Here is a 14,126-nt window from a genome sequence, read left to right on the forward strand (position 1 = left end):
CCAAAAAAATTCTGTGAGGCAGCCTTCCGAAACGGGCCGCCTATAATAGATTGTAATTATTTGGAAAAATGGCTCCCCTTCGTGAATGCATATCGAACTTCATGTCAGGCGCCGAAGGCAGAATTTAGGGCGCTCTTACAAGAGATGGGTTCTCCAAGCTAACTAAAAAAATTCAATTAAATCAATGTTTTGCATCACGCTTCGCATGGTTGGAAGAGCGAGGAATAGTTGATTGCGTGGCTCGAGCGCGATCATGGATGACAATTAGAAATCGTGGATGACCGGTTCCTCGTCACGGGCGTGGGCAGGCGAAATAAATCGAAATTGTGCCGGTGGCGGTCGCGAACGTCTCGATCTCTTCAACGGAGAGAAATCCGGTGTTTTCCAGTAATTTCGGGATTATTCCCTCGGCGTTCGGTTGGGTGTCTTCAACGCCGTCGAGCGCCTGGACCGTGCCGCGGAATAGCATTCGCTGAAACCCTTTTTGCAGCCCATAATCGGCGATGAAGAGAGAACCGCCCGGTGCAAGGGCTTTTGCGGCTTGAGTAATAATCCGCCGCTTTTCGGCGAGCGGAACCTGATGGAGCACAAGGCTCGATACGATCTTGTTCGGAGCCTCGCTGAAATATTCATCGCCTGCGGAGAAATATCCTTCGTGGAACCGAATGTTACCCTCTAGCCCAACGAGCTTTTGGCGTGCTTGCCGGACAGCGTCTGCGTCGGGATCGACGCCAACATATCGGATTTGAGGGCACGCGGTGAGCAGCGCGACAGCGAGACTGCCCGTGCCGGAACCGATATCGAGAATGCGGTCGCCGGGCGATGGGGCCATTGCTTTAACCAGCGCCGGGCGCCACGTCTTTTCCCGCGTCATCGCCGCAATGGCGAGATCGTAAAGCGGCGTCAGTACGCGATGGCCAAGCGGTGGCGTGTGCGCATCAGTTCGGCCGTCTCTCGTCGCGCTGCTCACAGCTTTAGTCCTCGTAATCGCAATGCGTTGCCGATGACCGACACGGACGAAAAACTCATCGCCGCCGCCGCGATCATCGGACTTAAGAGCAATCCAAAAACCGGGTACAGAACGCCGGCCGCCACCGGCACGCCGAGCGTATTATAGATAAAGGCGAAAAACAGATTCTGACGAATGTTTCGCATGGTCGCCTGACTGAGGCGACGGGCGCGGGCGACGCCGCGCAGATCGCCTTTGACGAGCGTCACGCCAGCGCTTTCCATGGCGACGTCGGTTCCGGTTCCCATGGCGATGCCGACATCGGCCTGGGCGAGGGCGGGGGCGTCGTTTATGCCGTCGCCGGCCATGGCGACTTTTGCTCCAGACTCCTGTAATTCGCGTACGATACGGTTTTTGTCTTCGGGCGAAACATCCGCATGGATTTCGTCGATGCCGATCCTGGCGCCGACGGCTTCCGCCGTTGCGCGGCTGTCGCCGGTCAGCATGACGACTTTAACGCCAGCGGCGTGAAGCGCTTTGATGGCGTCCGGTGTCGTTTCCTTTACGGGGTCAGCGACGCCGATGAGGCCAGCAGGATTTCCATCGACAGCGACAAACATGACTGTCTGAGCTTCGCGCCGATGCTTTTCAGCGGCTGCAGCGATGTTGTCCTCGAAGGCGCCGACGCGTTTCATCATCTTCGCGTTTCCCAGCGCCACCTTGCGGCCATCGATTTCAGCTTCGACGCCTTCGCCGGTGACCGAAGCAAATCCGGTCGCTTTCTTCGCCTCGGCCCCGCGTTCCTCAGCGCCCTCGACGATCGCTGCCGCCAGCGGGTGCTCACTGCCTTTTTCAACAGAGGCGGCGAGCGTCAGGAGTTCAAGTTCGTTTAATGGCGCCTGCGGCGCGACCAGCACAAGCTTCGGGCGCCCCTCTGTCAGCGTGCCGGTTTTGTCAACGACGATCGTGTCGACTTTCTCGAATGTCTCCAGCGCTTCGGCATTCTTGATAAGGATGCCATTCTGCGCGCCCTTGCCGGTTCCAACCATGATCGACATCGGCGTTGCGAGTCCCAGCGCGCATGGACACGCAATGATCAGTACTGCAACGGCGTTGACGATGGCGAACGCCATAGCAGGCTCGGGACCGAAGAGCCCCCAGACAATAAACGTGATGATAGCGATGACGACGACCGCCGGGACGAACCATGCGGAAACCGTGTCGGCGAGTCGCTGGATCGGCGCGCGGCTGCGCTGAGCTTCCGACACCATCTTGACGATCTGCGACAGCATCGTGTCTTCGCCCACGCGCGTCGCCTTCATGATGAAGCCGCCGGTTCCGTTGACGGTGCCTCCGGTGACCTCGTCGCCGACATTCTTTTCAACCGGAATAGGCTCGCCAGTGACCATCGATTCATCGATTGAACTTTTGCCCTCGGTGATTTCGCCATCGACCGGAACCTTCTCGCCCGGACGCACGCGCAGGCGATCGCCTTCGTGCAATTGGTCGATAGAAACCTCTTCCTCCGAGCCGTCATTGTTGATGCGATGCGCAGTCGGCGGCGCCAGCTCCAGAAGCGCGCGAATTGCGCCGGAAGTCTGGCTACGGGCGCGCAATTCCAATACCTGACCGAGTAAAACGAGTGTGGTGATAACGGCGGCCGCCTCGTAATAGACGGCGACTTGTCCATGCATGCCGCGGAAAGCGTCCGGGAAAACGCCGGGCGCGACAGTTGCAACGACGCTGAACAGGTACGCGACGCCAACGCCGAGGGCGATCAGCGTGAACATATTCAAATTCATGGTGCGGATGGACTGGGTGCCGCGCAGGAAAAACGGCCAGCCTCCCCAGAGAACCACGGGCGTCGCCAGCGTGAATTGCAGCCATTGCGGCCAGGCGCCGGGCAGCAATCCCTCAAATGGCTTACCGGGAATGAGGTCGCCCATCGCATAGATGAAGAGGGGGATGCTGAGAGCCGCGCCGACCCAGAAGCGCCGGGTCATGGAATCGAGTTCTGACGTATCTTCTTCTGTATCGAGAGAAATGCTCTCCGGCTCCAGCGCCATGCCGCAGATCGGGCAGCCGGTGTTCGACGTCTCGCGCACCTGCGGGTGCATCGGGCAGGTCCAGACCGTACCCGTGTACCCTTTAGGTATGTTATCGTATTTTCCAGGCGCAGTTTCGGCCGCCCCGGACGTCTTGCAACACTGGTGATCGTGTTTATCCATAATCAGTTCACGGCCTTCTTGTTGAAAAAGTTGAAGAGCGGCACAAAGACGATCGCTGTGTACCAGCCATAGGCGTAGGCCCAGATGACGCCAATCAGGAACGCCGGAAATGAAAGCCAGTGAAAACCCGGCATCATCATCTCCCAGGCGTTATGCATATGCATGGCGGGCGGCGTGACAAGTCCCCATGCGATGCACAGGGCGAATGTGATGACGAAAAAATGGACAGAGCGTGTCCGACGGGAACGATGCGCATGATGTGCCTCCGTTGTTCGCCGGCAGCGCCGCTGAATGGAAGGCGCTGTCGAATTCCAGCCGTCGCCAAAGGCGTCCCGGCTGATGATGAGAGATACATAATACCCCTATAGGGTATAGTCAAGCGTCATGTCGGTGTTGCGTCGCCATGACGCCGCCTTCGCCCCTGAGTCCGCGCAAGTAGAACTTTTCGAACGCAAAAATGACGATGATCGCGGCAATACCGATGAATACGATCAAGGGGTCGGCCGCCGATTTAATCGCCAGGAATGCACCGAGCGCGACCGCATCCAGCGCAATTGCGCTGAGGAGAATCCACCCCGTTGCCCCGACGTCGTGCCGGAGATGCCGATAGACGCCCCAGTGAATGGCGATGTCCATAACGAGATAGAAGATGGCGCCCAGCGAGGCTATGCGGCTCAAATCGAAAAATACGGCGAGGAAAGCGGCGAGTACGACCGTATAGACAAGCGTGTGCTTCTGAATGCGCCCCGGCATGCCGAAATGGCTGTGCGGGATCAGGTTCATTTCCGTCAGCATGGCGAGCATGCGTGAGACGGCAAAGACGCTGGCCAGCAATCCGGACGCCGTCGCAATGATGGCGATTGCCACCGTAAAAACGACGCCATATCGCCCGAGCGCCGGACGCGCCGCCTCGGCGAGGGCGTAGTCCTTGGCGGCGACCAATTCTTCAATTGTCAACGACGAACCGACGGCGAAAGCGACCGCCATATAAACAGCGAGGCATATGCCGAGAGAACGCATAATCGCCCGGCCGACATTGCGTTCAGGGTTTTTGACTTCGTCGCCGCTGTTCGTGATCGTGGTGAAACCCTTGTACGCCAATATGGCGAGCGCGACGCCGGCAAGAAATCCGGTGAACGAATAACCGGCAGCATTTGGAGCCGTCGCCGCTTCGAATGAAAAGCCGGACGCCCACAAAGCGGCCGCCGCGAATGCGAGGATGCCGCCGACTTTCAAGACCGCCGTGATCTTCGAAACAGCGCCGATATATTTGTTCCCGGCGAGGTTGATAAGAAATGCAGCCGCAATCAAACCGACGGCTAGTGCGGGAACGAGCCATTGATTTTCGCCGGCATCGAAAAGTTGCAGCGTATAGGTTCCAAACGTCCGGGCGACGAGGCTTTCGTTGATGACCATCGAAAACGCCATCAGCAGCGCGCAGGCGCCGGTGACCGCCGATTGCCCGTAGGCTTTGTGCAAGATCATCGCGATCCCGCCCGCCGACGGATATTTGTTCGACATCTTGATGTAGCTGTAGGCGCTGAACGCGCTGATGATGGCGGCGATCAGAAACGCGGCCGGAAACCATGGGCCCGCATATTCAGCAACTTGGCCGGTGAGAGCGAAGATGCCGGCGCCGATCATGACGCCTGTTCCCATCGCGACGGTTCCCCAGAGAGAAAGGCTGCCTTGTGAATATCGGCTTTTTCTGTTGTCGTTTTGGTTCACGCTGCCCCTCGCATCGTTCAAAGCCTATTTTACAAGCATCCAGACGCCCATCGCCATCATGACGAGGTTTTCGGTCAGCGACACGAATCCGAGCGGGACGTTTGAATTGCCGCCGACGCAAGCGCATTTGAGTTCGCGCTTGTCGATATAAACCGCCGTGAAAACGCTGGCGGCGCCGACCGTCCCTATAAACAACGCAATCGGCGCGCCGACCACGCCGAAAATCCCGCCGGCGATCATCAAAATTCCCGCCGCCGCTTCGCCAAGCGCGTAGAGATAACCATAGGGAACCCATTGGCGCGCGAGCAGGTCGTAATTTAGAAACATAGTCGAAAAACTTTCGACGTCTTTCAGTTTCTGGATCGCCAGCACCGTCATCGAAAAGGCGGCGAACCATTCAATGGTCCGAATATTAAAAATGGTTCCGAAAACGAACCAGCTGACCGCCAGCGCCATCAAGGTGCAGACCGCGAATATGACGATGACCGGCGTGTAGGTCTTGTCGTCGGCGTCCTTGTCGTAACCGGTGAAGCGATCGCGGAGATCATCATAGCCGCCGATCCTCTCGCCATTGATAAAGGTCTGCGGCGTCGTCTCGACATTGTGCTTTTCCTGAAACGCGTCGGTTTCCTCGCGCGTTTTCAAGTGATGGTCGTTGACCTCGAACCCTTTGCGCTCAAGCAGCCACTTTGATTTGAGGCCGTAAGGACACAGATGGTCCGGCATGACCATACGATAGAGATCAGCTTGCTTCTTCGTTTTGTCGAGCATAATCAAACCTTCTTCGCGCATTGATGCGATTGAGAGTGTTCAGGAATATTTATTCGGCGACGGAGTCGCCGGAAGCCTCCTTCGGATTAAGCTCGCCTACAAATTCAGGAACCGGACGGGCGCTTGCCTGTGCTTCACTGATTGCCGGACCGTTTTCAACGATATCTTTAATCAGCCAGTCCATTTCCTTGATCTCGCGCCGTTGCGCCTTGATGATTTCATCTGCGAGTTCGCGCACGCGCACATCCTCGATCTTGGCCCGCTCGCTGGTGAGAACGGCGATTGAATGATGAGGTATCATCGCGCGCATGTAGGAACTGTCGTCGACCGTCGTCTGGCTTCGAACAAGCCATAAGGCGGCCGCGAACACCGCCACGCTGCCGGCATAGATCGCTATGTTGATCTTCGTGTTTTTGTACATGCCGAGCATGAAACTCAGCATGATGACCGCCATGGAGGCGCCCATAAGGAAGGTCATATAGAAGCGCGTCTCGCTCCAACGCAAGTGTTCAAAAGCGTAGCTGTTCAAGTACATGAACAGGAACATGACGACCATCGCCGTCGCAATCATTGCGCCGAAACGCCAATAGGCGCCGCTGTTGTCTTTAGTTTGCGTTGTTTGTGGTGATTTTGTCATTTGATACACTCCTTTATATGTTGGCATACCTCCTGGGTGTATAGGCGTTGAACACGCCAACGACGCGCCCGTTCCAGGCGCGAGCTGATCAGTGTTCGTGATCGCCGGTGATTGGCGCCGAAGACCAGTGAATGTGCACAATACGCCAGCGATCATCGTCGCGGCGCAGCACCATGGTTTCCATCATCCGAGAATGCACGTTCTCGCCACGGAAGGTTCCATGGACCTGCGATTCCGAAATAACGGTCGCAAGGTTTTCTTCGGCGATGACGTCGCGCTTTTTGACGGTAAACTCGACCGCCGCCGTAAATTCCATGTCGGCTGGCATGTGATGGCCGGCATAGTCGTCGACAGAGCGTTCCGCGCCGCCGCCTTCGGCAATGATCACATCAGGTGCAAGCAGGGCTCGGATCGCGGCTTCGTTTTTGGTTCTCAACGCAACTCCATACGCATCGACTACCGCTTCCGGCGACGCCGGATAGTTTTCAGCGTCAAATGCCGCGGCGCTTTCCTCACTCGAAGGAACTGTGGACAGGGCCCCAGCAGCATCTTCGCCATGCTCATGTGCTTCGCCGGATTCGTGATCGTCCGCCGTCCCATGATCATGACCGTCGTCATGATCTCCCGACGATTCTGCTGTTGCTTCATCGCCATGGCCCTGGCCTGGGGCGTGTTCATGGTCATGGCCCTCGCCGGTGACGGTCGGCATGCTTTTCACGCCCAGGCCATAACCGTAAACGATTTTTCCGCCCCACCATGCGGTGACAGACAGCGACAACGCGGCGGCGGCAAGAAAAGTCAAAAATATCGCAGACGCTGGCTTTGTCCTCGACGTCCAACGCCAGAGCGCGAGCAATAATATCGCGACGCCGGACGGCACCGCCCAGTTGCGGTGCGTTGTCATCGCCGCGTGAGACGGCCCGTCATGGGCGACGGTGAAATACGCCTGAAAGCCAGCTGCGATAGTTGCAATGATCGCTAGCGCGCCGAAAGCGAGCATCCAGTCAGCTGCGGGGCGAAGCGTTTCACGCCATTTCCCTGACGGTGTAAACGACGCCAAGACATAAGAGATAAACGCCGTTATCGATAACGCATAGGCGAAATGAACAAGTATTGGATGGATGTTCGGTTCAATAATGTTTTCCATTTGAAGTCCCTCCCTAAAACCAAAGTCTCAAACCGGCGACAAACGAAACGCTCGACGGATCGCCGCCATCGGCGCGCACGAAATCGGCGGTCTCGCCAACGGATCGCGTCCAGTCGACGCCGATATAGGGCGCAAATTCGCGCTTGATTTCGTAGCGCAGGCGCGCGCCAAGCTCGGCCGTCGAAAGTCCGGAGCCGACGCCGTATTCGGCGGCATCCTGAATTGCGAAGTTCAGTTCCGTGCGCGGTTGCAAGATAAGACGCTGCGTCAGCATCAGCTCATATTCAGCTTCTATCCGCGCCGAAACGTCGCCGTCATCGCTTACAAAAAGGGCGGCGTCGACTTCGAACCAGTACGGCGCGAGGCCCTGCACGCCGAGGACGCCGAACGTGCGGTCGTCGCCTGGTAAGAAGTCGTGACGGACGCCGGCCTGAATATCAAAGTAGCGAGCGAAGGCGCGCGACCACAGCGCCTGAACCTCCGCTTCTTCAAAGGCGTCTTCCTCGAAGGCGTATTCGCCTTCGGATTTAAGCCACAGTTTGTTGCGGTCGCCGCCCCACCAGCCCTGTGCGTCCCACAGGAACAAGGGCTCGCCTTCATTGCTGCGATACTCAAGTCGGTCGCCCTGAACAAAGTACGTTTTCGACGCGCCATGTTCCTTTTGAACGGCGCGGCGCGCCGCCGCCATTTCCGCTGGGCCCCAATACTCGTCCGCAGCGGACCAGCCGCTTTGGGAATCGTTTGAGTTTTCGCTCTGCGCATAGGTCTGTGCGCCGGCAATGGTCACCGCAAATGCTGAGATGAGCGCTAGAGAGTTTTTCATGGAACGGAACATCAGTGTTTCCCTCCATGATTCATTTTCGAGTGGTCCGCGCCAGTATCATCACCGCTCTCATGGTCCATCGACCCATGATCTGACGCGTCATGCTTCATTTTCCTGTGGTCCATGGACTGGTGATCGCCGTCGCCGTGATCCATGCTGTCATGATCCATCGCCTTGTGATCGTCGCGTTCGTTCATCGCCATGCGTGGACGGACAGAGACGACCTGCATCATGCCGGCATGCATGTGGAAGAGCAGGTGACAGTGAAACGCCCAATCACCCAAATGCTCGGCTGTGACGTCAAAAGAGAGCTTATCGCCGGGTTTGACGTTGACAGTATGCTTGCGCGGCTTGTGATCGCTTTCGTCAACGACGAGATCGAAGAACATGCCGTGCAGATGAATCGGATGCGTCATCATTGTGTCGTTGACGAGCGTGACGCGCAGCCGTTCGCCTTCATGGAATACGATCGGATCGACCACATGGGAAAACTTTACGCCGTCGAACGACCACATGTAGCGTTCCATGTTGCCGGTCAGATGAATTTCCAGTTCCCGGCCGGGTTTGCGTTTGTCCGGGTTCGCTTCGAGGCTTTTTAACTGCGCGTAAGTCAGCGCGCGGTGCGGAACATCTTCAAGGCCGAGACCTGGTTCATTGAGACGGTTGGTCGGCGCCATGGCGACATTATCGACGCCGAAGCCGGTCTTGTGATTGTGCTCCTGCATCGCGTCGCCAAACATGTCATGGGACATGCCGGACATTCCGGTCATGCTCGCCATTTCAGCCTTTGGCGCGGCCGGCGATTCCATGTCGGCCATCGATCCATGGTCCATGGCGCTGTGATCCATCGAAGCAGCTCTCCCAGTACCGTGTCCCATCGAGCCGTGATCCATACCGCCCATGGATCCGTGACTCATCGCCGCCATGCCCATGTCTTTGTGGGTCAGGATCGGCCGCTCTCTTAAGAGCGGCGCCGATGCCCGCATGTCCGGCGATGGCGCTAGGGTCGCCACGGCCTGACCGAACCGATCGATTGCCTCAGCGACAATCGGAAAGGCGCGTTCGCGTTTCGGCTCGACAATGACGTCGTAGGTTTCTGCAACGCCGATCTGGAATTCGTCGGTGTCTACGGGCTGAACATTTAACCCGTCCGCTGCAACGACGGTCATCGGCAGGCCGGGAATCCGGAAGTTGAAGATCGTCATCGCCGACGCATTGATGATGCGCAAGCGAACGCGTTCGCCGACATTATAAATGGCGCTCCAGTTATCCGCGGTCGAATGCCCGTTGATCAAATAGGTGTAGACAGCGCCGGTGACGTCGGAAATGTCGGTGGCTGACATGCGCATCTGCGCCCACATGGAGCGGTCGGCAATGGTCGCGCCGAGCCCGTTCTTGCCCGCGTCCTGAACGAAATCGGCGAAAGTGCGTTCTTGGAAATTATAAATCTCGTTGTTCTTTTTAAGCTTCGCGAACACCTTGTGCGGGTGTTGGAAGAGCCAGTCGGACAGGACCAAGACATATTCGCGGTCGTACTGAACGGGATCAGAGCCCGCAGGATCGATGATCAGCGGGCCGTAGTGGCCCAACTGTTCCTGCAGGCCGGAATGGGAATGATACCAGTAGGTGCCGCTCTGGGGCAGGGCGAACTTGTACTCGAAAGTTTCGCCCGCCTTGATCCCCGGAAACGAAACGCCCGGCACGCCGTCCATGTAGAACGGCACAAGAAGCCCGTGCCAGTGAATCGACGTGTCTTCGTCCAGCGTATTCTTGACGCGCAGGGAAAGTTCCTCGCCCTCGCGAAAGCGCAAGAGCGGTCCCGGCAGTGTCCCGTTGATCGTAATGGCGTGCCCAGACCGACCACCGATACTGACGGCGCTGTGCCCAACGGTGAGGTCGAACGAATTGCCCGCCTGTTCAAAAATGCCCGTGTTGCCTGCATGAGCACTTTTCGCCCAGGCGGGAAGCAGTCCAGGAATGTTGGCGGCGACTCCCCCGGCAAATGTTGATTCCAAAAAACGTCTTCTGGTGAACACGGGGTGATCTCCATTTTTCAATTGTGCGAAAAGGCGGCCCGCCTTAAGAGCGCGGGCCGCTCGCAAGCTCATTGATGTCCCTTGTGCGCGTCTTCGCTTTTTTCATGGGCGGAGTGATCCATGCCCGGCATGTCGCCCATGCCTTCCATTTCGCAGGAGCGGCCTTCATCGGCCGCGGCTTTCATCGCAACGTCATGCATGTGCGTCATGCAGGCCTCGTGTACGCCATCCTCGACGTCGAGCGAGCACATTGCTGCAATCGAATAGGATTTGTCCTTTTCGGCTTTGAGCAGGAAATGAACGCGTTCGCCGGTTGCAAAGGCGCTCAAATCGATCGGCCTTAAGACGGCGAAGTCCATCTTCATTTCCGGCCATCCGAGCGATTCAATTGGCTCGTGGGTGACGTTTATTTTCGACTTCTGCACGTCCATCGCATTGATCACGCCTTCACCCATGGGCAGGCCGCAATGGTCCATGCTTGTCATCATGGAGCTATGGTCCATTTGCGTTTTCTCTTCTGCAGCGAACGCAGGCGACAGGGCCGCTCCTGCGAATATGGCTGCTGCAGTGGCGACTACGAATTTCGACATTGGTGTTTTTCCTTTCACGAACAGAATTCATTGTTAATTGGTTGGTTGGTTGAGGTTGGGACTGACGCGATAAAAATTGGCGACAGTTACCCAAACACCGCCGCCGTCTGACTCAGCCAAGACGGCCGGCGTACGTGCGCGACAGTGAGGACGCGCAGATAAAACTTCTAGACCAGAAGCCGGATTTTCAGGGAAACAGGGGTCGCGTTCGGCGGACCGCGCCACAAATTAGAGAACCGAGTAATTCTGTCTGCAAAAATATTACTGTTCCGCGCGGCGACTATGGCGCCAACCGCTTTTTCGATTGGCGGCGGCGCGAACGAAGCAGCTGTCTCCGCTTTTACTGATGCTTTGAAAAACTGCGCCGTTTTGCAGTGCTGACAATCGTGTTGATCAGGACCACAAGGCGCTGATTTTTTGGAGGTGCGCATGTGTTCGCCATGCTCGTCACCATGGCGAGCATGATCATCGTGAACTGAAGTAGCGTTGTGCTGGTGTTCCGCAACGGGCGCTGATTCAGCGATCATGCCGGCGCAGACACTGTGTCCCGCGCTGAGCAGGATTGCCAACGCCACAAAGAGGGCAGACTTTAATGCGCCAGTGATCACGCCTTGACCAACCTTTCTGACGCGACTATTTATACCCCCAAAGGGTATATGTCAATAACGGATGCTCATGTCTGATTCAGCCGCCATCATCAAACGTTTGAACCGTATCGAGGGCCAGGTTCGGGGCGTCGCCCGTATGGTCGAGGAAGATCGCTATTGCATTGACATCCTGCATCAGGTGCAGGCGATCAAATCGGCGTTATCACGGGCGGAAAGCGAAATCCTTAAAAACCACGCCCATCACTGCGTTGCCGAGGCTATAAAGACCGGCAGCGCCAAGGCGCAACAAGAGAAGTTTTCGGAACTGGTGGATTTATTTGAGAAAACAAAAAGGTAAAGGCGCAAAGAGTGACAGTCCCACGGGAGGGAAATGTGAAAGTATCTAATTTTAGGCGGCGAGCTAAAAGTCAGATGAAAAGTCAGATTCAGCGCAATCGAATTCTAATTCCGGGAGCCGCCTTAGCAACCGCAATTCTGAGCGTTTCCGCACACGCGCATCAGACGTTCCTGCTGCCGGATAAATTCAACTACCCGGAAGCGGAATCAGTCAGCGTTGCGCTGACGAGCGCTCTTGCCTTTCCCAATATGGAAAGCGGGCCGGCTGAGGATCGTATTGCGTATTATTCGGCCTCAATCCGCGAAGAAGGTATTAAAGACGTGTCGTTTGAAGAAGGCGAGACTGCGCTGACAATGCGGTTTGCGGCCGCGCGATCAGGCACCGCTGTTGTCGCCATCAGCAGCAAACCGCGCGCAGGCGAGATTCCGCCTAAAGATGTAGAACTCTACCTTGACGAAATAAAGGCGGAAAAAGGGGTCCGTGAAGCGTTTGACGCATTGCCCGGTTCGCCGCCGCTCCAGCGCAGCTACGCCAAACATGCAAAGACATTTCTCTGCATCGAGAAGTGCGACGATGCTGAGAATCACGCATCGCCGGTCGGTCAGAAGCTGGAGTTCATCGCAAAGGCAGACCGTTCATTTCAATTGCTGCTTGACGGTGAACCGCTCGCCGGCAAGCAAGTAACAATCTTTCCGTTCGATGGAGAAATGTCGTTAGTTGCGACCGATGAAGACGGCAAGATTCTTGTGCCCGATGCGCTGTCCGGCGTCATCATGTTATCGGCCGTCTGGATCACGCTGCCCGATGAACCCGACGGCGTCTATCATAGCGATTATGCGACCGTGACTGTCGATCTTGACCAGCTCCCATAGGCGCAAAGAATGACCGTTCAAAGGTGGATAGTACGCGTCCACAAATGGATCGCGTTGATTGTGGGATTGCAGATCGTCCTCTGGATCGCCGGCGGCTTTGTTATGAGCGCCATTCCAATCGAAATCGTGCGCGGCGAACACAAAATTGCGCAGCATCCGGTTGAGCCGTTTGACGTTGAAGAATTGCTTTCGCTTGGCGATGTGACAATGGCGGCCGAGGTTTCTGTTGTGAAATCCGCAGCGCTTGGCGAGATGTTGGGTCATCCCGTTTGGAGAATAGTCAGGCAAGATGATGGGCTCGCAATTATTGACGCCCGCAGCGGCGCGATTTTATCGCCTGTTGATGAATCGACAACGCGCGCGATCGCCGAACGCGACTACAATGGCGATGCAGAGATTCGATCTGCCGATTATGTTGAATTGCCGCCGACAGAGTACAACAAATCCGGCCCCGTCTGGCGCGTTCAATTCGATGATGACGACAAAACAACAATATATATCGATCCGCTGAAAGGCGAAGTGACTGCACGGCGTTCAGAAACCTGGCGTCTTTTCGACTTCTTTTGGAAACTGCATGTCATGGACTACGACGACGGTGCCGATTTCAATCATCCGTTGCTCATCACCGCCGCCGGCATGGCTATTTTCGTCTCGATATCCGGATTCATTTTGCTGATTATAAGAATGCGGCGGAGCTTCGCCCTATGGAGGCGCAACAGGAAAAAGGCCGCGCCCGCAGACGCCTGATCATTTCATCGATTTGGGCGGAAATCAGAATCCGACCGCCATCGGATCTCGCGGCTCGCCGTCGACAATGATTTCATAATGCAGGATCACCGCCTCCGCATTTCCGGTTTTGCCCGTTTTTCCGATAACGTCGCCCTGGCGCAGGTCGTGGCCGACATGCATCGAAGAAGCGAAAGTTGAAAGATGCGCGTAACGCGTTTTAACGCGGCTATTATGGCGTATTAAAAGCATTTTGCCGTAGCCGCCGGCGCTTCGGATTTCTTCGACGACGCCATCGCCAGCAGCGTACACTTCGTGAGGGTGGCCCGTGGACAGATCAATTCCATTGTGACGTCGCGGCCGATCATGGCGAAAGCCGAACCCTGATGAGAAACAGGCGCGCCGAACCGGCGCGCGCGCCAGTGAAACGCCAGTGACATTTGCGAAAGGACGATAATTGATTATGTGGCGCCCGCTGTCCGTCGGCGGTGCGTTATCAATGTGATCGCCTTTGCAAAGATGCAGCGTTGAAGCGAACTTGCTCGCGGCCATCGGCGTATCGGATTTTGGAGCGCCGACGGTTGGAGGCGTTGCGCACGCGCTCAAAGAAAACGCCGCCAGTATGGTCAAACGAAAACTGTAAAACGAGTAATCAGGCATTCCAAATACGTTTC

General features: G+C 56.5%; 15 protein-coding genes. 3 read left to right on the forward strand and 12 right to left on the reverse strand.

The window, feature by feature from the left end:
• Positions 1-292: 292 nt before the first annotated feature.
• From ACQK2Q_RS02785 to ACQK2Q_RS02835, 11 genes are all read right to left on the reverse strand, one after another.
• Positions 293-970, reverse strand: a complete 678-nt coding sequence (locus ACQK2Q_RS02785) for a class I SAM-dependent methyltransferase (protein WP_425408230.1) — start codon at positions 968-970, stop codon at positions 293-295.
• Entirely contained in the window at positions 967-3,177 is a 2,211-nt protein-coding gene (locus ACQK2Q_RS02790) for a copper-transporting P-type ATPase (RefSeq protein ID WP_425408231.1), read from the reverse strand. The genes ACQK2Q_RS02785 and ACQK2Q_RS02790 overlap by 4 nt, the downstream gene beginning before the upstream one ends.
• 2 nt (positions 3,178-3,179) lie before the next feature.
• Positions 3,180-3,341 (reverse strand): hypothetical protein, encoded by a 162-nt coding sequence (locus ACQK2Q_RS02795; protein ID WP_425408232.1) that lies wholly within the window; start codon positions 3,339-3,341, stop codon positions 3,180-3,182.
• 211 nt (positions 3,342-3,552) lie between these two features.
• A complete protein-coding gene (locus tag ACQK2Q_RS02800) occupies positions 3,553-4,905 on the reverse strand; it encodes an APC family permease (protein ID WP_425408233.1) in 1,353 nt (450 codons plus the stop codon).
• 24 nt (positions 4,906-4,929) lie between these two features.
• Positions 4,930-5,676 (reverse strand): MauE/DoxX family redox-associated membrane protein, encoded by a 747-nt coding sequence (locus ACQK2Q_RS02805; RefSeq protein ID WP_425408234.1) that lies wholly within the window; start codon positions 5,674-5,676, stop codon positions 4,930-4,932.
• 49 nt (positions 5,677-5,725) lie between these two features.
• Positions 5,726-6,313 (reverse strand): DUF305 domain-containing protein, encoded by a 588-nt coding sequence (locus ACQK2Q_RS02810; protein WP_425408235.1) that lies wholly within the window; start codon positions 6,311-6,313, stop codon positions 5,726-5,728.
• A gap of 88 nt (positions 6,314-6,401) precedes the next feature.
• Positions 6,402-7,460 carry a DUF2231 domain-containing protein gene (locus ACQK2Q_RS02815; RefSeq protein ID WP_425408236.1) on the reverse strand — a complete coding sequence of 353 codons (1,059 nt, stop codon included), beginning with the start codon at positions 7,458-7,460 and terminating at the stop codon, positions 6,402-6,404.
• 13 nt (positions 7,461-7,473) lie between these two features.
• A complete protein-coding gene (locus tag ACQK2Q_RS02820; RefSeq protein WP_425408237.1) occupies positions 7,474-8,295 on the reverse strand; it encodes a copper resistance protein B in 822 nt (273 codons plus the stop codon).
• Entirely contained in the window at positions 8,295-10,319 is a 2,025-nt protein-coding gene (locus ACQK2Q_RS02825; protein ID WP_425408238.1) for a copper resistance system multicopper oxidase, read from the reverse strand. The genes ACQK2Q_RS02820 and ACQK2Q_RS02825 overlap by 1 nt, the downstream gene beginning before the upstream one ends.
• 68 nt (positions 10,320-10,387) lie before the next feature.
• Entirely contained in the window at positions 10,388-10,909 is a 522-nt protein-coding gene (locus ACQK2Q_RS02830) for a copper-binding protein (protein ID WP_425408239.1), read from the reverse strand.
• A 167-nt stretch (positions 10,910-11,076) separates the two neighbouring features.
• Positions 11,077-11,517, reverse strand: a complete 441-nt coding sequence (locus tag ACQK2Q_RS02835; protein WP_425408240.1) for a hypothetical protein — start codon at positions 11,515-11,517, stop codon at positions 11,077-11,079.
• 67 nt (positions 11,518-11,584) lie between these two features.
• On the opposite strand from ACQK2Q_RS02835, the gene ACQK2Q_RS02840 reads away from it, so the two are divergent.
• From ACQK2Q_RS02840 to ACQK2Q_RS02850, 3 genes are all read left to right on the forward strand, one after another.
• The gene (locus tag ACQK2Q_RS02840) at positions 11,585-11,854 is read left to right on the forward strand and encodes a metal-sensitive transcriptional regulator (protein WP_425408241.1); all 270 of its coding nucleotides are present in this window, start codon (positions 11,585-11,587) and stop codon (positions 11,852-11,854) included.
• A gap of 74 nt (positions 11,855-11,928) precedes the next feature.
• Positions 11,929-12,726, forward strand: a complete 798-nt coding sequence (locus ACQK2Q_RS02845; protein ID WP_425408242.1) for a DUF4198 domain-containing protein — start codon at positions 11,929-11,931, stop codon at positions 12,724-12,726.
• 9 nt (positions 12,727-12,735) lie between these two features.
• Positions 12,736-13,473: a PepSY domain-containing protein gene (locus ACQK2Q_RS02850; protein ID WP_425408243.1), complete on the forward strand. Its 738-nt coding sequence runs from the start codon at positions 12,736-12,738 to the stop codon at positions 13,471-13,473.
• 24 nt (positions 13,474-13,497) lie between these two features.
• Here the strand turns inward: ACQK2Q_RS02850 and ACQK2Q_RS02855 are convergent, their stop codons facing one another.
• A complete protein-coding gene (locus tag ACQK2Q_RS02855) occupies positions 13,498-14,112 on the reverse strand; it encodes a M23 family metallopeptidase (protein ID WP_425408244.1) in 615 nt (204 codons plus the stop codon).
• Positions 14,113-14,126 lie beyond the last annotated feature (14 nt).

It is taken from the genome of Hyphococcus sp., from assembly GCF_965228385.1.
In the GTDB taxonomy this organism is placed as follows: domain Bacteria; phylum Pseudomonadota; class Alphaproteobacteria; order Caulobacterales; family Parvularculaceae; genus Hyphococcus.